Annotated in this window: 18 protein-coding genes and 1 tRNA gene; 6 read left to right on the top strand and 13 right to left on the bottom strand. The window is 32.4% G+C overall.

Going from position 1 to position 24,145, the window contains the following annotated elements:
- Positions 1–130 precede the first annotated feature (130 nt).
- Genes ACVCXO_RS16625 through ACVCXO_RS16615 form a run of 3 tightly spaced genes read left to right on the top strand, consistent with a single transcriptional unit; the run spans position 131 to position 5,945 of the window.
- Complete coding sequence (locus tag ACVCXO_RS16625; protein ID WP_452230714.1) at positions 131–3,220, top strand: hypothetical protein; 3,090 nt, start codon at positions 131–133, stop codon at positions 3,218–3,220.
- Entirely contained in the window at positions 3,220–4,437 is a 1,218-nt protein-coding gene (locus tag ACVCXO_RS16620; protein ID WP_452230713.1) for a hypothetical protein, read from the top strand. The genes ACVCXO_RS16625 and ACVCXO_RS16620 overlap by 1 nt, the downstream gene beginning before the upstream one ends.
- Positions 4,431–5,945 carry a cellulase family glycosylhydrolase gene (locus tag ACVCXO_RS16615; RefSeq protein WP_452230712.1) on the top strand — a complete coding sequence of 505 codons (1,515 nt, stop codon included), beginning with the start codon at positions 4,431–4,433 and terminating at the stop codon, positions 5,943–5,945. Before ACVCXO_RS16620 ends, ACVCXO_RS16615 begins: the two co-directional genes overlap by 7 nt.
- A 148-nt stretch (positions 5,946–6,093) precedes the next feature.
- Here the strand turns inward: ACVCXO_RS16615 and ACVCXO_RS16610 are convergent, their stop codons facing one another.
- A complete protein-coding gene (locus ACVCXO_RS16610) occupies positions 6,094–7,314 on the bottom strand; it encodes a glycosyltransferase (protein WP_452230711.1) in 1,221 nt (406 codons plus the stop codon).
- Between the two features lie 235 nt (positions 7,315–7,549).
- The gene (locus ACVCXO_RS16605; protein WP_452230710.1) at positions 7,550–8,791 is read right to left on the bottom strand and encodes an oligosaccharide flippase family protein; all 1,242 of its coding nucleotides are present in this window, start codon (positions 8,789–8,791) and stop codon (positions 7,550–7,552) included.
- Positions 8,792–8,971: 180 nt separating this feature from the next.
- Between ACVCXO_RS16605 and ACVCXO_RS16600 the strand changes: the two genes are divergently transcribed.
- From ACVCXO_RS16600 to ACVCXO_RS16590, 3 genes are all read left to right on the top strand, one after another.
- Positions 8,972–11,032 (top strand): tetratricopeptide repeat protein, encoded by a 2,061-nt coding sequence (locus ACVCXO_RS16600; RefSeq protein WP_452230709.1) that lies wholly within the window; start codon positions 8,972–8,974, stop codon positions 11,030–11,032.
- Between the two features lie 491 nt (positions 11,033–11,523).
- A complete protein-coding gene (locus ACVCXO_RS16595; RefSeq protein WP_452230708.1) occupies positions 11,524–13,044 on the top strand; it encodes a PAS domain-containing sensor histidine kinase in 1,521 nt (506 codons plus the stop codon).
- Positions 13,031–13,426, top strand: coding sequence for a response regulator (locus ACVCXO_RS16590; RefSeq protein ID WP_452230707.1), 396 nt, complete (start codon positions 13,031–13,033; stop codon positions 13,424–13,426). Before ACVCXO_RS16595 ends, ACVCXO_RS16590 begins: the two co-directional genes overlap by 14 nt.
- Before the next feature lie 144 nt (positions 13,427–13,570).
- Here ACVCXO_RS16590 and ACVCXO_RS16585 read toward each other — a convergent pair whose 3' ends face one another.
- The 11 genes from ACVCXO_RS16585 to ACVCXO_RS16535 all read right to left on the bottom strand — a co-directional run bounded on the left by ACVCXO_RS16585 (position 13,571) and on the right by ACVCXO_RS16535 (position 24,095).
- Positions 13,571–16,171, bottom strand: coding sequence for a DUF6923 family protein (locus tag ACVCXO_RS16585; RefSeq protein ID WP_452230706.1), 2,601 nt, complete (start codon positions 16,169–16,171; stop codon positions 13,571–13,573).
- Between the two features lie 116 nt (positions 16,172–16,287).
- Positions 16,288–16,782: a CAP domain-containing protein gene (locus ACVCXO_RS16580; RefSeq protein ID WP_452230705.1), complete on the bottom strand. Its 495-nt coding sequence runs from the start codon at positions 16,780–16,782 to the stop codon at positions 16,288–16,290.
- Positions 16,783–17,198: 416 nt separating this feature from the next.
- The gene (locus ACVCXO_RS16575; RefSeq protein ID WP_452230704.1) at positions 17,199–17,912 is read right to left on the bottom strand and encodes a LytR/AlgR family response regulator transcription factor; all 714 of its coding nucleotides are present in this window, start codon (positions 17,910–17,912) and stop codon (positions 17,199–17,201) included.
- 9 nt (positions 17,913–17,921) lie between these two features.
- Positions 17,922–18,239, bottom strand: a complete 318-nt coding sequence (locus ACVCXO_RS16570; protein ID WP_452230703.1) for an Hpt domain-containing protein — start codon at positions 18,237–18,239, stop codon at positions 17,922–17,924.
- Positions 18,211–19,290: a sensor histidine kinase gene (locus ACVCXO_RS16565; RefSeq protein ID WP_452230702.1), complete on the bottom strand. Its 1,080-nt coding sequence runs from the start codon at positions 19,288–19,290 to the stop codon at positions 18,211–18,213. Before ACVCXO_RS16565 ends, ACVCXO_RS16570 begins: the two co-directional genes overlap by 29 nt.
- Positions 19,290–20,423, bottom strand: coding sequence for an FIST signal transduction protein (locus tag ACVCXO_RS16560; RefSeq protein ID WP_452230701.1), 1,134 nt, complete (start codon positions 20,421–20,423; stop codon positions 19,290–19,292). The genes ACVCXO_RS16565 and ACVCXO_RS16560 overlap by 1 nt, the downstream gene beginning before the upstream one ends.
- A gap of 2 nt (positions 20,424–20,425) precedes the next feature.
- Complete coding sequence (locus ACVCXO_RS16555; protein WP_452230700.1) at positions 20,426–22,384, bottom strand: PAS domain-containing sensor histidine kinase; 1,959 nt, start codon at positions 22,382–22,384, stop codon at positions 20,426–20,428.
- Positions 22,384–22,923 carry a heme NO-binding domain-containing protein gene (locus tag ACVCXO_RS16550; RefSeq protein WP_452230699.1) on the bottom strand — a complete coding sequence of 180 codons (540 nt, stop codon included), beginning with the start codon at positions 22,921–22,923 and terminating at the stop codon, positions 22,384–22,386. The genes ACVCXO_RS16555 and ACVCXO_RS16550 overlap by 1 nt, the downstream gene beginning before the upstream one ends.
- 4 nt (positions 22,924–22,927) lie before the next feature.
- A complete protein-coding gene (locus ACVCXO_RS16545) occupies positions 22,928–23,341 on the bottom strand; it encodes a response regulator (protein ID WP_452230698.1) in 414 nt (137 codons plus the stop codon).
- Positions 23,342–23,478: 137 nt separating this feature from the next.
- Positions 23,479–23,799 (bottom strand): hypothetical protein, encoded by a 321-nt coding sequence (locus tag ACVCXO_RS16540; protein ID WP_452230697.1) that lies wholly within the window; start codon positions 23,797–23,799, stop codon positions 23,479–23,481.
- A 222-nt stretch (positions 23,800–24,021) separates the two neighbouring features.
- Positions 24,022–24,095 (bottom strand) — tRNA-Asn (locus ACVCXO_RS16535).
- Positions 24,096–24,145 lie beyond the last annotated feature (50 nt).

Here is a 24,145-nt window from a genome sequence, read left to right as displayed (position 1 = left end):
ATTTATTTATCTTTACCATATTATTAGAACTTAGGCTTTAAATGAAATATCCCTATATATTAATAGGACTAGTAAACACATGGTTATGGATATTACAACTGACCTATAAATGAATAACCAAAATTAACCGTTGAAAGAAACCTCAAATAAATACTTAATCGTTGCCATCCTTTTGGGATTAGCATTTCATGGTAGTGCCATATTTTTCACTTTGGAAACTACTTATGATGCGTTAATACACCTGTTTTTTGCAGATCATTATGCAAATAGCTGGTTTGAGCCTTGGAATTATGAATGGTACACAGGTTTTACCGTACAGAGTTACCCACCTTTAGTACACCAATCTATTGGACTCTTGTCTATGATTGGCGGTTTAAAGTTTGGTATGTTTAGTGTTGCCTTAATTGCAATTGTTCTATTTATTACAGGAGCTTATCGTTTTTCTTTAATGATGACTGGTAACAAAACAGTTGCTGGTTATGCTGCTATTTTAGCGGTGTTTAGTTCTTCTTTTGTGGAGACGCTTCATATTTTCGGACAGTTACCAAGTATTATAGGTGTATCGGTATTAATGCATGCCTTACCAGAAATCTATTTGTGGCTAAAAACGGGTAAAAAATGGTATTTAGCAACCTCCTTATCTTTAATAGCAGTTACCGTGACTTCGCATCACGTGACACCTATTTTTGGGATGATCTTTTTTATCTTTCCCTTAATAGGAATGGTAATTATGGATGTTTCTAGAGAGCAAGTAAACACCATGAAAGAAGTCACCTTCAAAATATTTTTGAATAGCTTTTTCAAATTGTTTAAACGTATTATAAGCTTTGGAATGCTATCCTTGGTATTAATTATAGGTTGTATTTTTCCGTATTGGCTAAACTCGAAAGCGAATCCAATTACACAAGTTCCCATTCCGCATGGTTCTCGAGATAATTTTTTGGAAATCACCTCCTCCGGATTGGTATTCTTTTTAATTCCTTGGGGAATATTACTCGTATTATTACCTTATATATTCTACAGATATTATAGCAAACGATACTTGTTTTTTGGATTATCTATAACCATTTGCACCATTTTAGGAACTGGAGGAACCACTCCTGTACCTTTAAAAATGCTAGGTGAAACAGCATTTAATATATTAACCTTAGATCGGTTTACACTTTGGGCTTCGATATTGTCTATACCTATGTTAGGTGAATTTACCTATCGTTTTGTAGAAGGGGATTTAAAGGAACGCATTCAGTCTAAATTTGGAGCTATTTACCATCGTATTATTGGCGGAATATTAGCAGGCCTAATGGTATTTATGGTTGTATTTACCATGAGCTTAAACTACTTTAGACCATCGCAACCACAGAAAATAAAGATGTTACCTATCGTGAATTTCTTAAATCAAGATGATCACGATAAATGGCGATTTTTAACCTTAGGTTTTGGAGATCAAATGGCGTGGTTAAGTGCACAAACTAATGCCATGACTGTGGATGGAAATTACCATTCTGCAAGACGCTTACCAGAATTAACCACAAGACCGATAGAACGTTTGGAGAACTCCAAATTTAAAGGTGTTGCCGGCATTGGTTCGTTACAGCAATTTTTAACTACTCCAGAAAAATACAATCTAAAATATATATTTTCTAACGATAAATTTTATGACCCCATTCTCTACTTCTGTGGTTGGCAACGATTACGACAATTAGAAAATGGCATTATGGTTTGGGAACGACTAAACATTCCGCCAGTTTCCTCTATTTTACCCAAAGAAGATGTTGCTAAATGGGTAAAATTAATGTGGGGAATTATTCCATTTTTAACCGTTTTAATTGCGTTTGTTTTAAACATACAAATGCTTTGGGTTAATGCTTTAAAAACACGCATAAAAACCATTCCCGACTTTTTAAAGTTTCCAACAACGTATACTAAGTTTAACCGAAACGTATTACGAATCACACACATTTGGTCCATACTATTAGCGGTTGCAGTCTTTTATGGTATTTATTTATTCTACCTCAAAAACGATTCGCAACGCAGTCCGGAAAATGCCATTATCGCCTATTATGATGCTTTAGATTTTAAAGAATTTGAAAAAGCACATCGTTTAATCGATCCAAAAAACCAGTTACCAATTGCCCAATATATGTTGGAGATTTCCGTAACCGATGGTTTACTAAGTAGCTATGCAAAAATGGATGCTATTGAAACCGAAATCACCAAACATAACGACAGTACCGTTTCGGCAAAAGTGACTAGCCAATGGATTACACCTTTAGAGAAAATTGAAAAAGTGGATTATAAATCGCTATCCAAACGAAAGGGAAAATGGTATTTACAACCAGACGATTTAAATAACGATTTACCGCCAGACCAACTCTATTCTGCGAATGCCACCAAGTATTTTAATCAAGGTAGACGTCGTATAACAACAGAAGCAACGCATCATGAAGATATTTTAAAACAACCTGTTTTAGAGGTAGTTTCGGCTAAATTAGTACAATATGATGGCAGTTATGCGATTATTGGGGAAGTCCAAAATATAGATAACGTACCTGCAGATGTTATTTTAAAAGGAACCTTGTACAACGATGCCAACAAACAACTCGCAACATACAATGCAAAGTATCATGTGAAGCATAAATTAATGCCTAAAGAATCCAGTAGTTTCCGTATTAATTTTGAAGGAATTGCCTGGTCTAGAACCCAAGATTCTATTCCGGACACGTTTAATCCTGATGAATTTACACCTATTGAATTTGAAGAACAACCCACCAAATTTAACTTACAAGTAGCAGGAAATGTATCGGGCTCTGATTTATATAAAAACGTGGTATTAAGTGCCATCAATATTAAAGACAGTATTATAAACGGAAACTTATTTAATAGCGGTATTCAAGAAATTACCATACCTCAGCTTTTAGTGACTTACTATGATGCCAATAAAGACATGGTTTGGGTAGATCATCTATTTGTAAAAGAAGGTGTGCGACAACAACGCAAGCAAGATTTTGAATACCAAATATTAAAAGATGGTCCTGTGAAAATTATAAATACAGACATGCAAAACATTTTTGTAAACGGATTACCAAACGATGCTATTGCTGGTAAAATTGTACCAAATAGAATAGAGAATCATAGCGATGACCAATTGCAAAAAATAGATCATCCCGATTTTAGTTATATTAAAATAGAAATTAACACATACATAGGAAGCCCCAATTAATGCCATTTAAACATACATACATATTTGTTTTAGGTTTGATTTTATTATCATCGTTTGCTGTTGCGCAACAAAACGAAGTCACTAATCCTATCCAATTACTAACCACCCAAACAGATTATCAAGTTGGAAATGCTGTGGTTCTAAAATTTACGGCTTCCGAAGGCGAAAAACCACTACTCTATTGTTCTAATAGTTATGGTTCTACTTTAGTTTCGGCTGTAGTACAAGAAAATATACTTCAATATATAATTCCGAAAAACATCACTAAAAAAATTGGTGTTGTTCACTGGAAGCTATTAGACCAAAACAAAGCTATTTCTGGTCAATTCTATATGCGTTCAAAAGCGGAAGTCGCAACCATGGAAACCTATATTGGTCCGCCAAGTATAGAAGCTGGAGGAACAGATTACACCATGTTAGTTGTTATTCCAACCGATTCTTTAGATAATCCTGTACCAACAAATACGAAGGTAAATGCAAAGTTTCAGTTTTTAGCTTCCGAAGAAAATGATGACATTTTTACCAAGAATTTAATTGCTTATCGAAATATTAATTCGAAAAAAGAAAGCGGACGCATGTTAGTGTCTTCAGAAAGTTTAGGTATCAATTCTAAAGAATTCACTATTAATGTTTGGGCTGCAATTCCTACAGATTTCACTATTTCTGCCAAACGACCACATAATTATGCCGACGGAAATCAAGTAACCACTTTTAATACTTCTGTACTAAAAGACAAGCAAAATAATGTAGTTAGCGACGGGACATTTGTCACCTTTTTTATTACGAATGCAAACGGAAACATTTTAAAAACTACAGGAACCACTATAGAAGGTATAGCACATTCTAAGATGATTCATCCCGATTTTAAAGACAACTGGAGCATTAAAGCTTATGTAGATGGTATGGCAGAAAGCAACACGATTACCTTAGATTATCAAAGTGTTATCGACGATTTTGAAGTTGCTTTTACAAACAAAAATCGCGACCTATTAGTTGGTCCTTTACAAAGTTTTATGGAGCAGATGATTCCGGATGGTTTACACGTCAAACTTTTAATTTACAAAGACAATACACTTGTGGATACCATTACAAAAACATCTTTTAATGGTTATGTCACTTTTAATTTGAAGCCGGCTGTTTATGAAAATAACACTTATAATTTCCGTATAGAAACTGCAGGAATAGACAAAACTTTTAATAATAAAAAACTATGGTAAGTCTTAATAAAAACATACTTCGTACCATATTAATAATCTCATATATTATGATTGTAGCCTTGATTATTTCTGGTATTAGCGCGCTTTTTAGCTACCTAAACACTGGAGCAGACCGAAGCACCATGCTACATACCGAAATACAAAAAGTAGAACAATACGCACCGAAATTAATTTGGGAACCTTTAAACAATGAAGGCAGACCAATGGATACCGAAAATATAAATGCCTTACAAAAGGATTATCTAGATGCTTGGTATGTAAAACAAGTCGCTTATGAAACGAATAAAACTGCGGGTATAAAAGATTATTATACCGATAGTGCCAGAGAAAACTTATATGCTTTTATCGCATTAAACAAAGCCGAAAAAACCACTATTGAAGCGACTACATTAAACCACAATCCAACTTTAGAATTTTTTAGCGAAGACGGCCAATTAGCTGTTATAACAGATAGAGATGTTGTAGAATATAAACGGATTTTTAAAGCAGAAAAGCTTGTACTAGAAACTACAGAAACCTCCACTTATAAAATGGTATTTTTATTAGAAGATGGCTTTTGGCGCATTAGACATTTGGTAAAAGAAAGCAGTAATCCTTTGGAAGCAAAAACAGCAAAAATAAAAACCGATAGTTTAATTATAAAAGGAATTAATTATTATCCGAAAGCAACGCCTTGGAATATGTTTGGTGACGCTTTCGCGGAAGACATTATTGCTAACGACTTTAAAATCATTAAAAATGCTGGCTTAAATTCGGTTCGTATTTTTGTGCAATATGATGATTTTGGAAAAGCAGATGTAGATCCTAAAAAGCTAGAAAAATTAAAACAAACCTTAGATGCTGCGGAAGCAAATAAACTAAAAGTCGTGTTGACCTTATTTGATTTTTTTGGTGATTATTCGGTGATGAACTGGACGTTAAACCAGCGTCATGCAGAAACCATAGTCTCCACTTTTAAAGACCATAACGCTATTATTGCTTGGGATATAAAAAACGAACCAAACCTTGATTTTGAATCTAGAGGAAAAGATATGGTTATCGCTTGGTTAGATAGCATGATCGATTTAGTAAAATCTGTAGATGCAGAACATCCTGTAACTATTGGTTGGTCTAACACACAAAGTGCACCCATTTTAAAAGATAAAGTAGATATTGTTTCGTTTCATTATTATGAAGGTTTAAGCGAGTTGGATGCTGCTATAAAAACATTGCGTAAAGACATTCCTAACAAACCACTAGTATTACAAGAGTTTGGAATTTCATCGTATAGTGGTTTCTGGAAACCACTTGGTTCTTCCACAGAAGACCAAGCCAATTACCACAAAAAAATCCAAGAGATTATTGCTGCGAATAGCTTGCAATTTATGTCTTGGACTTTATATGATTTTGTAGATGTGCCAAAAGCTGTTGTAGGTAGCAGACCTTGGCGTCGAAATACCCAAAAACATTTTGGATTTATCGATAAAAATGGGGCAAAAAAGGCATCGTTTAAATACATTACGAACTAGTACTTTTCGTTCGTTTGCTATCTAGAGTAAAGCGAAGAATCTCAAATCCAATAGGTTGATTCTTAAGATTCTTCGTTATACTTCCTTCTAAACAACTATAGGTTTCTTAATTGTTTTGGGACAAAAAAAGGCATCGATTCATTTCATTTTATGCATTAGTAGGTTTTAATGCATTGGTACTTTGTGGTATTTTTTTAGCAATAATTCTATCAAAATGAGATAAGTACATGTCAGCAATTTTCTCCATTGGATATGCTGTTGCAGCTTCGTAGTTTGCTTTACCTAAAGCAATTCTGTGCGCTTCATTGGTTACAATAGCTTCAATTGCTGTAGCTAAACTAGTTACAGAGGTTGGCTCAAAAAACTCCCCTTTATACCCTTCATCTTTTACTAATAAAGCAAGATCTCCTAAATCTGGCATCACTACTGCTTTACCATAACTTCCTGCTTGGTGTAAAACACCCGAGCTTCCAGTTGTAGACGTATATGGAAATACTACTACTGCACTTTCTTTAAATAAGGTTGGCACTTCATATTCTTCTACATAACCTGTAAAACGAACTTGTGGTACATGCTTATAATCTTCTTGCACTTTTGCTAAATAACCTGGCACATTTGGATTGTCTGTTCCAGCAATGACAACCTCTAAATCTAATCCTGTGGAAGCTCTTACTTTCTCCACCGCTTCAATCATACCTTCTACTTTTTTGTAGGTTCCAAATTTTCCAAAAGTCATTATTTGTAAAGGTCCTTGTGGTAAACTATATTCTGGTTTTTCGTCAGAGATTTCAAAAGTACCATGCGGAATTAAAGTCACATTTGAAGCATTGTATTTTTCCTCTAAAATATCCACATATTTTTGCATCGTTACTGCAACGGTATCCGCTTGTAAGAGTAACTTTGTTAAGCTAGTTCCTATAAAACCATATACTTTTTGCATGATTTTGCTACTTGTAAATCCTGCAGAACCTAAATCTACTTCTTCTAATATATTATGTAATAAGACTATGTTTGGAATCTTTTTCAGCTTGCAAACCAATGGTAACATTAAACCTAAAGCTGCTGCTACTTTTTTGTCTCCAAACTTCATGAATTGCAAGTTGAATAACACCGCATCTGGTTGTGTATTGTTAATCGCTTTAGTCACATTTATAATATTGGTATAACTATTAAATGCCCAACATTCTTTCACTGTAATCTTGCAACCGTCTTCTGTAAAAGCGATGTCTTTTGCGCCTTCCGTTTTGTCTGTGAGTAACACAATTTCAGTAACGTTTTCTTTTTGTCTAAAGTGCTTTACTAAATGGTAAGCGTACTCGTTTAAGGTTACTTTACTTGGTGGATATGCGGTTACGATTGCTAGTTTCATAATGTATGTTTTTAATATGTTATTTCTTAATTACAGTACAAATTTGCGTTTTAAAAGGCACTAAATCCGGTAACTTTAGATAGGTTGCAAGTTGCTGTAGACGAATGGTAATTAAGTGTAGATTTACTTATTTTAGATAGTGCATAAGAATGTTATAAAACAGAAAAAGCTGCAGTATAAAACCACAGCTTCTTCCTTTATATAGACTAATAATATAAAATTCTATTTCTTCTTATTACTTACGTTTCGTATCGAAAGCAAAGAATAAGATCTGCACCACTAATAATGAAATCATTGCTACAATTTGCATGTGTACCACTTGCTCTAAGCTGTCATGAAAAAAGACAACTAATCCCATTTGTAGCATTCCGAAGACACCAGATATCACTACAGGAACAAACTTATCTAAGGATAAATAGTAATATGCAAAGATGTTAGATATGGCAAATAAACCAGTTGCTAAAGCATATTTCCATAACAATGGAGCCATTGCTAAATAGCTATCTCCAAATAATATGGTAATTGCGGTTTCTGGAAACAATGCACAACCAATTACGATTGCTGTTGCAATTGCTGCGATGTAAGCAACATATTTAAATAAAATTGGCGCGGTTTCTTTACCTTCTTTTTTAAGCTGAACTACTGTTGGTAATAACAACATGACAAACATCCATGCCACGAAGTAAACAATACGACCTATTAAGGCTAATGATGCATATAATCCGGCATCGTATGCATCAAAGTAATGTTTCACTAATAAGATGTCGCTATTGTTAATTATAATCTGTGTGAACTCGTAAAAAGCTGTAATTATAAAAAAGCTTCTTACTTGTTTCGATTGGCTTTCGGGAATAGCAATCGTCTTTTTATAGTTTAGATTTTTAAATTTAAAAGGCACTAAACCAAATCCGAAAGAGATTAAAATACCTATTGCAATCACCACCGAAGATTGTATATCGAATAAGAAGATTAAAGCTAAGGTGATTATTAATCTGCTTAACATTTCGGCTTGATAGGTAATCGATAAAGATTTAAATTCTTTTTTACCTTGAAACACACCTCGATTCACACTCATTAAAAAGTACAAAGGCACTCCAATTCCGAAAATAGTAAACATGCTAGAAGACGACGTATTAAAAAGATCTTGTAGTTGGTTTGCAAACACAATGATTAAAGCTCCTAATCCCAATCCAACAAGCGTTGCATTTTTATAAATATTGGAGACGAAATTTTTAAACGTATCATTTTCAAAAACCACTGAAAACTTTGCAGTTACTAATTGAAAGGTCATCGCTACAAAAGATAGCACTAATAAAAAGGTTATTAGCACAGCTGCATCTGCAAATTGTGCTGGGCCTAACACACGTCCTAAAATAAGATTATACAAATAATTCCCTCCATTTACAGCTAATACACTTAGCATAAAGACTTGTTCTGGAGTTATTTTTTTCGATTTTAATAAAGATAAAGTTTGCATCTTATTCTGTGGTATTTGTTAGTGTGATAATTGTTATTTTTGTTTTGATTGTGTCTAATTTCTGATGCAAAGATGCAATGGAAAGCTATGAGATTCCATTGAATTTCGACGAGTGGACCATTGCTGTAGATGAATGAATGGAAATGAATGCCTAACTTGCAAATGATTAAAAACCAGAACATGAAACTTAAATTTTTTGCCTTACTTACCTTATTATTAACCGCTTTTTTTAGCCATGCACAAGACATGCAAAAAGGCTTTACCTATTTAGAAACTGGTAAGTACGCTCAAGCGGAAACGTTTTTCCAAAACATATTAAAAGAACATCCAGATAATAAAACTGCCAGACTTTGTTATGGTCGTGCTATTGGACTAAACGGAAAACCAGAAGCAGCGAATACCCTTTTCACAAACCTATTATCAGATTACCCAACCGATTTTGAGGTAAAACTAAATTATGGAGAATCTTTATTATGGAATAGCAATTTCCCAAAAGCCAAAACCTATTTTAAAGGTTTAATCGATGAAGATCCTAAAAGCTTTCCTGCATTATTAAGTTATGCCAATACACTTTCTAATTTAAAAGAATATGAGGATGCTTTGAAATATGTAAATAAAGCTTTGGAAGTTTTACCAGGAAATCCAAATGCATTAACCTCTAAAAAATATATGTATTTAGGATATGCGTATCAAAAACAGCAATCGCAAAAATACGAGGAAGCAGAAGTATTACTAAAAGAAAACCTTACGCTATTTGATAATGATAAAGACACCTTATTAAACTTAGCCAATTTATATTTAATTGCCAATCGTTTAGAGGATGCCAAAGCAACCTATGACATTTTAGCTGAAAATCCGGAGAATAAAATCACCGCACTAAACGGTTTAGCATTAGTATCTCACTTAAACGGAAAAGAAAAAGACGCATTACAATTAAGTACAGAAGCTTTTGAAAGTTTAGATAAAACTACAGAATCAACACTTAGCCAACAAACGACAGAGCGTTATGCACAAGCTTTAATTTGGAATAAAAAATTCAAAGCAGCAGACACACTTATTAATAGATTAATAGAAACCAAACCTAACGAAAACTGGTTATTAGCTTTACGTGCTACGCTTAACATCTATAAAAGTGATTTTAAAAAGAGTGTCCAAGATTACGACCAGATTTTAGTGAATGATAGCACTTCTTTTGATGGTAACTTAGGAAATGCAAATGCTTTAAAAGCTTTAGGTAAATATGAAGCTGCATATACTTCTGCCGAAAACACCTTAAAGTTTTACGACAATCAAAAAGACGCTACCAACTTTATTAAAAACCTCAACACCACATTTACCCCTTTTTACGAAGGAAAAACATCCTATACCTTTGATAATGGAGATAACGAAGCATTTGCGTTTAACAATAATATGGAGTTTCCATTCTCTACAAAATTTAAAATATTAGCAAGTTATAATTATAGAAGTACAACCAATGCCGTTACTAATAATGATGCTACTTCTAACGACTTTAGTTTAGGTTTATCGTATCAATTATTACCAAACGTAACCTTTAAAGGTACTGCAGGACTTACCTCTGCAAAAGCAACTACGAATGATTATACACAACTATTAACCGATGTATCTTTTAATATTAAACCCTTTAAATTACAAGATTTAACGGTTGGTTACAAGCGTGAATTACAAAGTTTTAATGCCGAATTATTAGATCGTGAAATCGTACAAAACAACTATTATGCAAACTATAGCTTAAACACGAACTTTAACTTAGGTTGGTTTACACAATACTTTTATACTAGCCAAAGCGATAGCAATGCTAGAAACCTTTTATTTACTTCTTTATACTATAACATTTTACCAAAACCATCGCTTAAAGCCGGTGTAAACTACCAATACATTACGTTTAAAAACCAAGTACCAACAGTGTATTTCTCACCAGAAACCTTTAATGCTGTAGAGGTTTTTGCAAATCTTATTAAAGACGAAAACATCGCGAAACCTAAAGAATGGTTTTACGAATTGACAGCTGCAACAGGATTACAATATATTGAAGACGATAAAAGCCAAAGCACCTACAGAATACAAGGAAAATTAGGTTATAAATTCTCCGATCGTTGTATGGCAAACCTATTTGGTACACGAAGTAATATTGCCTCTGCAACTGCTGCTGGTTTTACTTTTAATGAGATTGGATTACGTTTTAAATGGTTGTTATTTAAAAAGCCTGTTTTTAGAAAGTAGGGTTTATTCTTAAACCTTAATTCTTCCAATAAAAAGAAATGCTTCAACGACTTCATTATTGTTGTACTTTTTTCTAAATGACAACTCTAGTACTGTCGTTCAAAGCGCAGCGAAGCATCGCTATTAAAGAGATGCTTCTGATATTCGATTAGCATCTAAATTCCTTCAGAATAACAAATAGAACAACGCACCCAACATCCTTCAGAAGAACCACTCCAATACTATCATTCAGAATGCAACGAAGCATCTCTATGCATAAGCGATTTCCATTATAAAACTGTGCTTTTACTATAAATAAATTACCGTTCCATTCGCAACAAATACAGTATTATAGGCAAAAACCAGTGCTCTAATTAGGTTACCAATAAAATAACATTGCTTTTTAACGTAAATAATTGCGTTTAATCGGATTTACGGTAGTATGTTTGTAATTCGAAATCTATTTAATCCTTGTAAACCAATAACTTGCCAGGACTAATCCTACAACTTATATGAAAGATGTTTATAATTACTTACTTCAAACCCAAAATACACAGACATCTAAAATAGACACAAGCATCTTTTTAGACTCCATACAACAATCTATTGCTATAGGGTCTTGGGAAGTAGAACTTGAAACCATGCGCATCACTTGGAGTCCTATGACCCGATCTATTCATGAAGTAGAAAAGGACTATACACCCAATTTTGAAGAGGCTATACATTTTTACGAAGAAGGAAAGTATAGAGATTTAATCGCTGTGTTATTTGATAAAGCGGCAAAGAATGGGGAAGAATTTGACACAGAACTATTAATACGGACTGCTAAAAATAATCTAAAATGGGTACGATCTATTGGTTTCCCCATTGTAGAAAACAATAAAGTAGTTAAAATACTTGGTGTTTTTCAAGATATTACTGAAAAAACGAATATTATTAATGAGCTTCAATATAAAGAGCAATTAATACGTACTACCTTAGAACATGCACCAAACGGAATGGTATTAGTGGGATTAAACGGTGAAATTTTAAATTTAAACAAAAAATTTTGTGATTATTTAGGGTATACAAAAGAAGAGCTAATGCATACCAATGTAAACAAACTCTCTCATACTGGTGACATCAATATTATACCAATACACATTAATGAAATGATGAATGGTACAAAAGATAGTTTTGAATGTGAAAAAAGGTATCTCAAAAAAGATGGATCCATTATACACTGCTTGTTGTCAGTTTCCATCCTTAGAGATCAAAACCATGCACCACTGCATTTTATTTCTAATATTATAGATATATCTAAAAGTAAGGAGGCAAATAAAAAAATTAAATCACTATTACAAACTACAAAAAGTCAAAATACAAGACTTCAAAATTTTGCTCATATAGTATCTCATAACTTGAGATCACATTCCGGTAATTTAGAGATGCTATTGGAATTAATGCAAGAAGAAATCCCAGAATCTACTAAAAATGATTTTTTTCCATTAATAAGTGAAGCCGTAAACAAATTAAGTGAAACCATTCAAAACTTAAATGAAGTAGCGAATATAAACACCAGGGAAAAACAAGAATTAGAAAGTAATAATTTATTAAATTTCACAAATGATGCTTTAGGAACTTTTAGAGCAGAAATACTAGAAACAAAAGCAAAAATAAATATTGATATTGACACTAAAATAGAAGTATTGGCGATACCTGCTTATTTAGAAAGTATTTTATTAAACTTTATATCTAACGCTATTAAATATAAAAAAGAAGATATCCATCCTATCATAAACATTACAGCAGAAAAGGCCAATAAGTATGTAAAAATTAAGATTGAAGATAATGGTCTTGGTATTAATCTAGACATGCATGGAGATAAAATTTTTGGCTTATACAAAACATTTCACCAACATGACGACGCTAGAGGTTTAGGACTTTACATTACCAAAAATCAAATTGAGTCCATGGATGGTAAAGTAGAAGTAACTAGTAAAGTAAATAGCGGTACAACTTTCACCATATACTTAAAACATGATGAAAATTAACGCTGTCTGTTTAATTGATGATGATCCTGTTTTTATTTTTGCTGTAAAAAGAATTTTTGAGCTATCTAATATTTCCACAAAATTTACAATCTACAATAATGGTGAAGATGCAATGGAAGGGTTATCAAAAACGATAGCATCTGGAAAAGAGATTCCTAAACTTATTTTATTAGATATAAATATGCCTATAATGGATGGATGGCAATTTCTAGATGAATTTGTTAAAATGAAAGTTTCAAATAAAACCAAATTGTATATTGTAAGTTCATCTGTAGATTCCGTAGATTTCATAAAGGCTAAGACCTATGATATTATAACAGATTTCATTATAAAACCTGTAACCACAAAAACAGTAATTAATCTTGTTCAAAATATGAGCTAAAATTAATAGATACTTCCTTACCCAACAAAACTACTCAAAAAAAAAGGCAAGAGTTTAAAGTCTTGCCTTTAGTAGAAACCAACTTATAAGCTATTATTAGTTTTTAGGTTTCTACACCAACATCAAAAAAATAAATAATTAGTGTTACTTCACAAGTAACTTCAAGGGACTATAATAGATTTGTGTGCCTGATAATTTACAGATATATAAACCTGTACTTAAATGCTGTCTGCTTATTGCTATTTGGTTTTTACCAGATTGCGCTTTTACCGTTTTTGTATATACTACTTTACCCAAATGGTTGTAGATTGTTAAATGTATCGTTTCGGTTTGGTTTGCTGTAAAGTGTATGTTTGCTTTGGTAACCATTGGGTTTGGATATACCGCAAGTACATCCGCTTCTGTTTCTATATTAGTTACGGATAAAGTATTTGCTATTGAGAAACGTACATCTTGCAACTGCATTTCTTTTGTTGTTCTCGAACCGTCTTCACTAACCATTGTAAATACTATAGTTACAATATCATCCAATACTAGGTCTCCGTTTAATGAAGATCTAAATTCTGAAAATGGTATTTCAAAGTTTTGAAAGTTTGCTGTTAAAGCAATGTTTGTTTTGTATTGCTCTTCCCAATTGGTAATACTTTGTTTTACAAAAGTAATTTCTAAATCTCCAGTTCCTTTTGCTTGTAATTTAAAGCTATTATAGTCTGTTAAGTCTACTGCTTTGAAACGTGGTGTCAACGCTCTGTAAGCCGCAAAATACGTACTTGTGGTTGCGCTTAACGATACGTTTCTTTCTATAGGAAAATCTGCGGCATCAAAATCATTAGTATTGGGAGAGATAGCGTAGTTCGTTACCACAGTACTTGCTTGCGAATCATCCATTCCCCATGGACCATCTGACATAAATAAATCGTCTGGTGTGTGTATTCCGTCTCCTATTCTAAATCCTACATCAAACAACTTTCCCGTTGGAACTTGAATATCGGTAATGTAGTTTTCGTTTAAGTCCAGATTAGAAGATGTGTAGTTAAAATCACTAGTCTCTGTTTCTCTAAATCCAGAATCGAAGGTTACATTTTCTGTTGCATTGGTATTTATAATTTGAAGGTCTAAAGCGCCATTGTTATATTTCCCTTTTCTTACAAAAACGGTTGGAGGCGAAGATAACTCGTAACCAGAAATTGGTTTTACCACTTCTAATAAGTTTAACACTTCTTGAGCAAGGCTATATAAATCGTCTATAGAATCGGACCAGATTTGAAAGTTATAAAAGGTCACATCTGCTTCGTATACATCTAAGTTCCAGTGCGATTCTACTTCAAAATTAACGTCGTTATTAGCTACTTTAGCAGACAAACTCAATACATATTCATAAGAACCATCTGCATTTTTAATAATAGACTTTATAAATGCTTGGTCATTAATATCTATGGTAGATACCGAAATCAATTCTGCTCCTAATAATCTGTCACAAATATATTTGGTGTGTTCATATACACCATTTTCTGTTTTTAAGGCTAAAATAGAAGCGATAGAAGCATCGTTTTGCATATAATCTACAGCGTATACTTCTGTTGCATTGGTAATGTTTAATAAGTCGGTAGGTGTAGATTCTACTGCATAATCTTCGTTAATAGTTGTTAATGGTACAAAGTCTTGTAATTGAAAATCATTGATTGTTCTGCTCGTATAATTTACAGGGTTTGGAGTAACACGTTTTGCCGACATTTGGTCAAACGCATAGCTCTTTTTAGCACGATTAAAATTACGTTTACTGATTGCTTCCGATAATCTTCCGTTGCTTTCTAAACCACCATCATTAGCAGTGGTTGGAGCAGCAATTTCTTCGCAACTACCAAAACCAGAACAAGAAGGATCTTCGCAATCTATTAAACCATCGCCATCATCATCAATACCATTATCACAAATCTCTTGCGCAACAGGCGCTGTTGGACAACGTGCTCCATCATTACTAGCACTTGAAGGACCAAATGCAAATAAATTAGAATCTATAATAGATGTTGGATTTAAATCTTGTACACTTTGAATCACGTATATGGTTCCTGTTTGGTTTGCAGATACGTAAAATCGTCCGTCACCATCAAAATAAACAGCACCGTACGTATACTTTAATCCAGATAAAATTGGCACTTCGCCCAAAGCTACTACAGTACTTGTTATTGGGTCAATTCTATATAATATATTACTGTTTTTTTCTACGGCATACAAATTACCATCTACTGCATTAAAAGCCCAATCATGAATGCTAATATTTTGCGATAACGTTTCTGTTGATACGTATTGCGTATAGGTTGCGGAGTTAGGATCTAAATCTACTTTAAAATAGCTTGTTCCTCCTGCCTTTAAATAATAAATGCCTTCTGGACTAACATCTCCCACATATTTATTCCCAGTTGTTAATTCTGGCACGCTAAAAGATGTAGTTTGAAAATTTTTTCCGATTCTAACTATAGTTTGTGACGGTGTGCTTAAATATCCCCAAATATAACCATCTGCTGGATTGTATGCTGTTGCGTTTATATTTCCTGTTGTAATATTGGAAGCAGCAAGGTAAGAATTACCAGACGCTAAGTCAATGGAATACACATCGTTATACTGAAATAGATATGCACTAAAATCACAATTAAAAGGAATGTCTTGTGCTTGACTAGAAAAGCTAAAAAGCAATACTACAAGTACTATTATTTGATTTTTTAGTGTGTGTAATGTGGATGTCATGATTTGTTTATTTCTTATTTACAAGACAAAATTACGAGTATAACTTGCCTTAAAATATGTTTTTCGTTTAGTGCAATTTAAGTGTAGACGAATGGTAAAAAGGTGTAGATAAGCTATTAAAGCGTTACAAAAATATTGGTAACATAAGCACTTCCTATGGCATCTTTCTTCGAAGAAATACCAAAATCTGTATATATTGGATTTTCGATTGCTTGTCTATGCCCTTCACTATTTAACCAAGCATTCACTAAAGATTGCGCCGATACATACCCATAACCAACATTTTCGGATACGTGTTTTGCATTCACTGCATCTTTTAAGTTTTGGGAACGTTCACTAAAATGGTCGTGACTAAGCACACCTTGATTCACCATATACTGATTATGTGAAATTGCTTCCGAAGAAGCATGATTTAAAATATGTAAAGCTTGAAGACCTATGGAAATTCTATGCGCATTAATTAGTTCTGCTATTTCATAATCTAGCGATGTGTATTCTATGTCTATAATTTCGGAAGCATTATGTGTTGCAGTATTATTTTCTTCCTCTGCAGAACAAGACATTAAAAAGATACTTAATAAGATTGCTGTGGTAGCTACTAATTTTTTCATCGGGTTTGGTTTAATTTGATGGCAAAACTATATGTAAAGACAGTTGGGTTTTATACTTTTCGATAAGTGCAATTTTAAGTATAGATGAATGGTGAAAACATTTAGTTAAACGTTTTATAAATCTATTTTCTAAAGGTTTAAATATACCTACTAAAACAAAGGTGTTTTAATGCGCTGGGAGAGATATTAGCGAAAGGTGAAGGATGATTAAATACTTCAAGGGACTTTTTAATGTCTAATTATTTTATAAAAAAAAGGACAAAAAAATTAATTTCTGTCCTTTAAATTATTAACCAATAAATCCCTCAACTGATTAGACCTCAAAAATAATGGGAATTCATTTTATTATTGTTTTAAATAGGACTTGAAAAATACTTTAAGACGAATGCCTTAAAAAAATCGTTGTAATACAACTATTATAATAAATTCAATCTTTTCATTAACTCTGGTCTATTCGATCTGCTAACAGGAATAACATCTTTTTTAATTAAAACACTATTATCTTCTATATCGATTATCTTTTGAATGTTTATAATATACGATCTGTGCACCTTTAAAAACAAGGCATCTGGTAGTTTGTCTTCAATTTTCTTTAAAGTAGAATGTACGGTATAGTTTTTATCTTCGGTTTTTACTTGAATATAATCCCCTTTTGCTTCTACTAAATAAATACTTGGAATATCAATTTTAATTAAGCGTCTATCAATATTTACATATAAATCGTTACCCGAAGTACTTTCTACTTTTTCTGCTTTTGATGCAATTGCAACAGGTTTATTTTGTTTCGCTTCTGCTTTATCAATTGCTTTTTGAAAACGCTCTTGTGTGATTGGCTTTACTAAATAATCTACAATACAATCATATTCAAATGCTTGAATAGCAAAATTAGGATCGGATGTGGTAAGTACAATTTTTGGCGGATTTTTAAGTGTTTCAATAAAATCGAAACCTGTAAAATCTGGCATATGTATATCTAAGAAAATTAAATCGACTTCCTTCTGATTTAAATATTTAATGGCTTGCATTGCATTAGGAAACTCCTGAAAAACATTAAGACTTGGTACATTGGAGCACAATTGAGAAATAATCATTCTAGCTGTTGCTTCGTCATCAATAACAATACAATTCATACGTTGTGTTTAAATTTCTTCTAGATATTTGGTGATATTAGTTAGTATAGCTTCAAATTGATTTTTCTGGTTGGTAGAACCTTCCAATAAATTATTTTCGTATGCTACAGCAACCTCATACCCTTTTTCTAGGCCTAAAATACTAATTTTATGTTTAAGTTTATGCACATTATCTGCTGCTAACTTATAATTTTTAGCATTGTAGTTCTCCAAATACACTTGTTTCTCTTCTGGAAACTCTTTTTTAATAACGTCAATTAATTTTTGTTTGAAAGCTTTATCGTCTCCAGACAAGCTGTTAATGTAGGATTGGTTGGGTTGTTCCATTTGGGGATTTTTTTAAGGTGAAATAAAAAGTAGTTCCAATATGGACTTGTGATTCTAGCCATATTTTTCCACCATATAATTCGACGATTTTTTTTACAATAGACAATCCAATTCCTGAAGAATCTGGATTATTCTCTAATTTTTCAAAGGTTTTGAAAATTTTATCAAAATAGGTTTCTTCAATACCTTTACCGTTATCTTTTATATAAAACTGCCAATAGTTATCTTGATCTTCTACACCAATTTCAATAGTTCCTTTCGCTTTATCATTATATTTTACAGCATTACCTATCAGGTTTTGAAACAATTGTTGTAACCTGTATTTATCTCCTTTTATAGTTGGTAAATTCGTTTTTGTTATGTGAATATGATTTGGAATTTTAATACTACTCAATATGCCATCTATAAGCTTATTTAAATCGACATCATAAAGCTCTATTTGATTTTTTCCAATGGTGGAATACTCTAAAATACCATTAATTAAGGTATCCATTTTTTCTACATTATTTCTAATAAGATGTAATGTATTTTTACCATTATCATCAAAAGTATCTTTGTAATCTTCATCTAACCAGGCCGTTAAAGCATCAATGCTTCGTAATGGTGATTTTAAATCATGAGATACCATATGCGCATAGTCACTAAGTTCTTGATTTTGATGGGCTAATTCGTTTAAAAGAGATTGTCTCTGCTTATTCATTTCGATAATCTCTTTGGTTTGATTATCAATAAAATCTACCAAATCAGAACCTGTTAATTCTACTTCTTCTGGATTTTCGTCTTCTTTTAAATTATAAAACTTTAGTGTATGGATAACATTTTTTAATTTATCAATGACTTCTTTTTGTTCTTCTGCTTCTTTTTGCAACTTTCGGTTAGCACTATATAACTCATCGGAACTAATAGACATAGCTCTTTGAATCATGCTAGATTGTTCGTCAAAATTATTATAAGAAAGGTCTATAGCATTAATAAACGCAGTTAAATCTCCATTGTTTTTTAATTCTTCACTTAAAAATTTACGTATTTGTCTTTTTAATAATGAATTCATTATTCGCTAATTAGCGTTATAGTCATGGTTTGATTATGTAACTGACAAGCCATTTCTCCATGAAAAGGTGCTATTTCTCCATAAGAATAAAAACCGGTGATAACGGTATCTTTTCCTAGTACATCAATTACTTCTTCAATTTCTTCTTCTACACGTTGGTCCAGCACTAGTTTTCTCCCAATACAGCTTACTAATATAGCTAGCTCTGGTTTGTTTGTTCTATATTCTAGAGCTTGTCTTGCCGCGCGTTCGGATGCATTTGCAATATTATCTACATTAGTCATCATGAGCTGTACTTTGGAGTTTTCTTTAATATCTCCTGCTAAAATCACCGCATTTTCTTCTTCATTAATATTCAAAATAGATCTTACAATAGATTGATTTTCATCTGCAGATGTTACATTTAAAGGATACAATAAGGCTGCTCCTGGTAAATCTTTAGCTTTATCTCCTAAGTATTTTTTATATAAATCTAAAGCTGGTTGACCATCTAACTCATACAATGTGTTGCCTTCCGATTTTGTAACAATACGTTCTGGTCCAAAAGGTGTCCATCCACCATGAATAGAAAAAGATATTTCTAGTGTTTCTCCATAAAAACCAACGGCAACTAACTCGCCTTCTTTAGGATTTTCATTATAAGACGCTAGTGTTTTTTCAAAACGCGAATCATCCCCACATAATCCGCCAGTGATTACTAAATTATCACCAGTAGAAGCACTCATCCCTTTGGTGAGCTGACTACCGTTTATAAAGCTGCCTTCTGACACTACAAAGACGTATTTTAAGCCCTCTTTTGGAAATTGTTTAATAAGATCATCTCCTGTTTTAAAACTGTCTAAGTCGGTGTTTAAAACATTACTTGTCTTAATTAGGAAGTTGCTTTTTTCAAATTCTATAGCTGTTACTGTAATGCTTTCTTCGTTTACAGTATCTGATGAAATTTCGGCACATGCAGAACCAAAAATAATATGTCCATCTGGAAATAACGTTCTAATATCTTCGTAAATAGCATCTTCTTCTAACAAATATCTATTCCCAAAAACAATAACTAAAGGTTCCTTTAATTCTTGTTTTTCAATTACGTACTCCCAATCTTTATTTTTATGTTTTACTAATTGTACTGTTTTCATCGTTATTTTTTTAATGTGAAATAGAAAGTAGTTCCTACATTTGGCTCACTATCTAGCCATATTTCTCCGTCGTGTAAATTGACAATCTTCTTAACGATAGACAATCCAATTCCTGAGGAATCCTTACTTTTCTTTAAAGAATGAAATATTTTAAATATTTTATCGTGATACTTTTTATCAATACCAATACCATTATCTTGTATTGAAAATTTGTAGTGGCTTTTAAAATCTTCTACGTCTATAATAATACTACCACACTTTTTATCTATAAACTTAACAGCATTACTAATTAGGTTTTGAAATAGCTGTTGCAGCTTTGTTCTATCGCCTTGTATATCAGGTAACACATGAAGACTTTTAATTTCTATGTGCTCCGGAATGTATAACAGATTAATCAATTCACTAACCATACTATTTAAATCTACATCCACTTTAACGGCATTGTCGGCTCCTACACTAGAGTAATTTAACACATCTGTAATTAGCTGTTCCATCTTCTCTAAAGTGGTTTCAATAAGTCCGAAATTTTGAAGACTTACCGCGTCCAACTTCCCTTGATTATCTTCTTTTAACCAACTTACTAATGCATGTAAACTACGTAAAGGTGATTTTAGATCATGCGATACAATGTGTGCATATTCTTGTAACTCGTCATTACTTCTTTCTAGTTTTTCTAATAATTTTTCTTTTTGAACTTCTAGGTTTTTAGTTTCGGTAATATCTAAATGGATTCCAATAGACCCAATTATTTCACCATCTATATTATAGTTTGGTGCCCCACTTACTAACCAATGTCTCGTCTTTCCTGCTTTACAAACCGCTTTGAGTTCGTACGAGTTGGATAGCCCTTTTTGTCGTTTCTCTCTTTCTTCTTTTAACAATTCTTCTCCGTCTTCCGCAGAAAAAAGTATTCTTGCATTTTTCCCTTTAACTTCTGCTTCGGTATAGCCAGACATTTTCTCAAAACTCTGATTTACCATCAGAATTTCGTCGTCGTTATTTAACTCTACCATCCCTAAATTCATATTAGCAATGATATTATAATATTTTTGCTTTTGCGCTTCTAGGCTTTTTCTGTAGGTTCTTTTTAAGGTGACATCTGTGAAGGTCCATAAATAACCTTTATATGCACCTCCTGATACTATAGGCATATAACTGCGTTCTAGAATTTTACCATCTATCATTTCTAGCTCGTCACCAACTACTGTTTTTTTATTAGCATCAATATCTCGCATCCTTTGCATAAATCCCTTAGGATCTTTAAACAATACTTTATTTTTCTCGGATGCCGCTGTGCAATCCATACCTAACAACTCCGTAGGTTTTGCATCTATTCCAAAAAGCTCACAAAATTTATTATTTGTGAGTACTATGTTTCTGTTTTCATCTTCTAAAACAATACCGCTATCTAAGTTTAAAATAAGCGCTGATAATCTATTTTCGGACTCTATTAATTTTTCTTCCGATATTTTTTGATCTGTAATATCTCTAACTACACCTTGTGCTGCTACGGGGTTTTGATCTTTATCATAAATTACACTTGCATTTATATGTACCCATTTTACCTCTTTGGATTTGGTATACACTCTAGCCTCATAATTTTTAAAAAAACCTTTGCTTTGTAATGCCAAGAAAGAGGTCATTGCGTAGGAAAGATCTTCTTTATAAATAAGGTTTATAACATTTACTTCATCTCTAATTATATCGTACCCAAATAATTTGGTTGCTGCTTCGTTAAATTTTATAAAGTTACCTTCAAGATCCATAACAACGTATGCATCTAGAATATTTTCAAAAACACCTTCTAATTGTGTAGATTTCTCGTCTAACAGTTGCTCTAGCTTTTGGGAAGTAAAATATAGCTCTCTGGATTTTTCTTCTAGAATTTTCTCGGCTGCTTTTCGTGCAGCTCTTTCTCTTTTTAAAGCACGTTGTAATATTTCGGTTTGTTCTTGACTCATTAATTTTTATGAATAACAAATCTAACTTCCGTTCCGTCTTCTTTAATTTTTTGCAAATCTATGGTCGCTGTTGCATTAAAATGTTCAAATGTTTTATTCATTAATCCTAGACCAAAATGATGCATAGATCTACTAGATTTATATATCATCACCAAAGAGTTCTCTGTTTTTTCTACGACTTCAAAGGTTGGTAATTCTGCATCCGGATAAATCTTTCTAACCTCTACATGAATATGATTTTCTATAGATGAAATCATTTCAATAGGATCTTTATAGGTAGCTAAAAGACCTGGATAACTTTTTTCAATAACGCTAAAAAAGTGCTCGGCGTACACCAAAAGTAGGTTATCTATAGAAATACCTGTATTTTCACTTAAATGCCCTAATAACTGTAGCATTTCGGAAAAACTATAGGTACCAACTGCGGTGTAAACACCTTCAGACTCTAAGGTAGAACTCGTGATAATATTGTCTACCATTTCTAGACCAAACTTATCTTCTACTAATTCTAAAAACTCTGTAAAAACGATACCTTTCATTATTTTAAACTACAATTAATTCATTAATACTCCAATATGCTAATAATTTTTCAATTTTACTAACGTAATCCTCATATTTTAAGGGTTTAATCACATAACCTGCTACTCCTGTTTTATAACATTCCAGCAAATCTTTTTGATTGTTGGATGTCGATAAAATTATGGTTGGAATGTACTTTAAAACACTATCCTTTTTTAGAATATTTAAAAATTCAATACCATTAATCTTAGGCATATTTAAATCTAATAAAATAATATCAGGTAAGTTGTCCTTTTGTTCTAATATTTCTAAAGCTTCTTCCCCATTGTTAGCTTCGATGATTTTATGATCTAATTTTAAAGTTGAAATGGTTCTATTCAATTTCATAACTTCTATCATGTCATCTTCAATAAGCAGAATTTTAAGTTTTTTAATCATATTAAAGGTATTGTTTTAATTACCTCAAAGGTACCTTAATGAGATCACGGCGGATTAAAATTTCGTTTAGCGTAATTTTAGTGTAGGTGAATAGCATTTAAGTGTCGACGAATGGTTTTTAGAACTATTTAGATACTTTACTCAAATTTATTCATTGCATGAAGTGCTGTTAAAAGATTACATTGAGAATGCTGCTTTAGTGTGTTTAAATCTGTTAAAAATTCAAGAGGCATATTATTTATTTGCTTGTCTTGTAAATTCATTTCTAAATGATTTATAAATTCTAAATTCTTTATGTTTTTATTTAATGCACGTATTCCCATTGTTTGTAAATTATCTTTTTTTGCATCTATTTCAACGGCATACTGGTTAAACGTATTCTTATTAATTGTTTGTTTCTTTTTAAAAAACATATTGCTTATTCTAATGAAGCAAGAGGGCGTTTTTGTCTTAGACATGGTGTTTGTTTGAATTAACTAGACCAAAACTAAATAAAGAAGAATCTAAATTTTAAAAAATTCTTTAAGACACATAACAACTATAGATAAGTGGAAAACAAGTGTAGACGAATGGTTTTTAGAGACCCTAAAAGCCTAGCTACTAAAGGAGTATTAGCAGAACACTCCTTTGACTTTACCCCATAAAAAAAGCCACTATAAATAGTGGCTTATTCTAACTTGCTCCTCTTCTAAGACTCGAACTTAGGACCCTCTGATTAACAGTCAGATGCTCTAACCAACTGAGCTAAAGAGGAGTGTTATTCGCTTTTGCGAGCGCAAATATATGTTTATTTTTAGTTACTAC

It is taken from the genome of Lacinutrix sp. MEBiC02404 (genome assembly GCF_053601575.1).
This window is presented reverse-complemented; position numbering and strand designations above follow the sequence as displayed.

What these genes read in the sequence shown, in the direction of transcription:
- ACVCXO_RS16620 (WP_452230713.1), top strand. Translation starts at nt 3,220, where the DNA reads ATGCCATTTAAACATACATACATATTTGTTTTAGGTTTGATTTTATTA.
- ACVCXO_RS16615 (WP_452230712.1), top strand. Translation starts at nt 4,431, where the DNA reads ATGGTAAGTCTTAATAAAAACATACTTCGTACCATATTAATAATCTCA.
- ACVCXO_RS16610 (WP_452230711.1), bottom strand. Translation starts at nt 7,314, where the DNA reads ATGAAACTAGCAATCGTAACCGCATATCCACCAAGTAAAGTAACCTTA.
- ACVCXO_RS16605 (WP_452230710.1), bottom strand. Translation starts at nt 8,791, where the DNA reads ATGCAAACTTTATCTTTATTAAAATCGAAAAAAATAACTCCAGAACAA.
- ACVCXO_RS16600 (WP_452230709.1), top strand. Translation starts at nt 8,972, where the DNA reads ATGAAACTTAAATTTTTTGCCTTACTTACCTTATTATTAACCGCTTTT.
- ACVCXO_RS16595 (WP_452230708.1), top strand. Translation starts at nt 11,524, where the DNA reads ATGAAAGATGTTTATAATTACTTACTTCAAACCCAAAATACACAGACA.
- ACVCXO_RS16590 (WP_452230707.1), top strand. Translation starts at nt 13,031, where the DNA reads ATGATGAAAATTAACGCTGTCTGTTTAATTGATGATGATCCTGTTTTT.
- ACVCXO_RS16585 (WP_452230706.1), bottom strand. Translation starts at nt 16,171, where the DNA reads ATGACATCCACATTACACACACTAAAAAATCAAATAATAGTACTTGTA.
- ACVCXO_RS16580 (WP_452230705.1), bottom strand. Translation starts at nt 16,782, where the DNA reads ATGAAAAAATTAGTAGCTACCACAGCAATCTTATTAAGTATCTTTTTA.
- ACVCXO_RS16575 (WP_452230704.1), bottom strand. Translation starts at nt 17,912, where the DNA reads ATGAATTGTATTGTTATTGATGACGAAGCAACAGCTAGAATGATTATT.
- ACVCXO_RS16570 (WP_452230703.1), bottom strand. Translation starts at nt 18,239, where the DNA reads ATGGAACAACCCAACCAATCCTACATTAACAGCTTGTCTGGAGACGAT.
- ACVCXO_RS16565 (WP_452230702.1), bottom strand. Translation starts at nt 19,290, where the DNA reads ATGAATTCATTATTAAAAAGACAAATACGTAAATTTTTAAGTGAAGAA.
- ACVCXO_RS16560 (WP_452230701.1), bottom strand. Translation starts at nt 20,423, where the DNA reads ATGAAAACAGTACAATTAGTAAAACATAAAAATAAAGATTGGGAGTAC.
- ACVCXO_RS16555 (WP_452230700.1), bottom strand. Translation starts at nt 22,384, where the DNA reads ATGAGTCAAGAACAAACCGAAATATTACAACGTGCTTTAAAAAGAGAA.
- ACVCXO_RS16550 (WP_452230699.1), bottom strand. Translation starts at nt 22,923, where the DNA reads ATGAAAGGTATCGTTTTTACAGAGTTTTTAGAATTAGTAGAAGATAAG.
- ACVCXO_RS16545 (WP_452230698.1), bottom strand. Translation starts at nt 23,341, where the DNA reads ATGATTAAAAAACTTAAAATTCTGCTTATTGAAGATGACATGATAGAA.
- ACVCXO_RS16540 (WP_452230697.1), bottom strand. Translation starts at nt 23,799, where the DNA reads ATGTCTAAGACAAAAACGCCCTCTTGCTTCATTAGAATAAGCAATATG.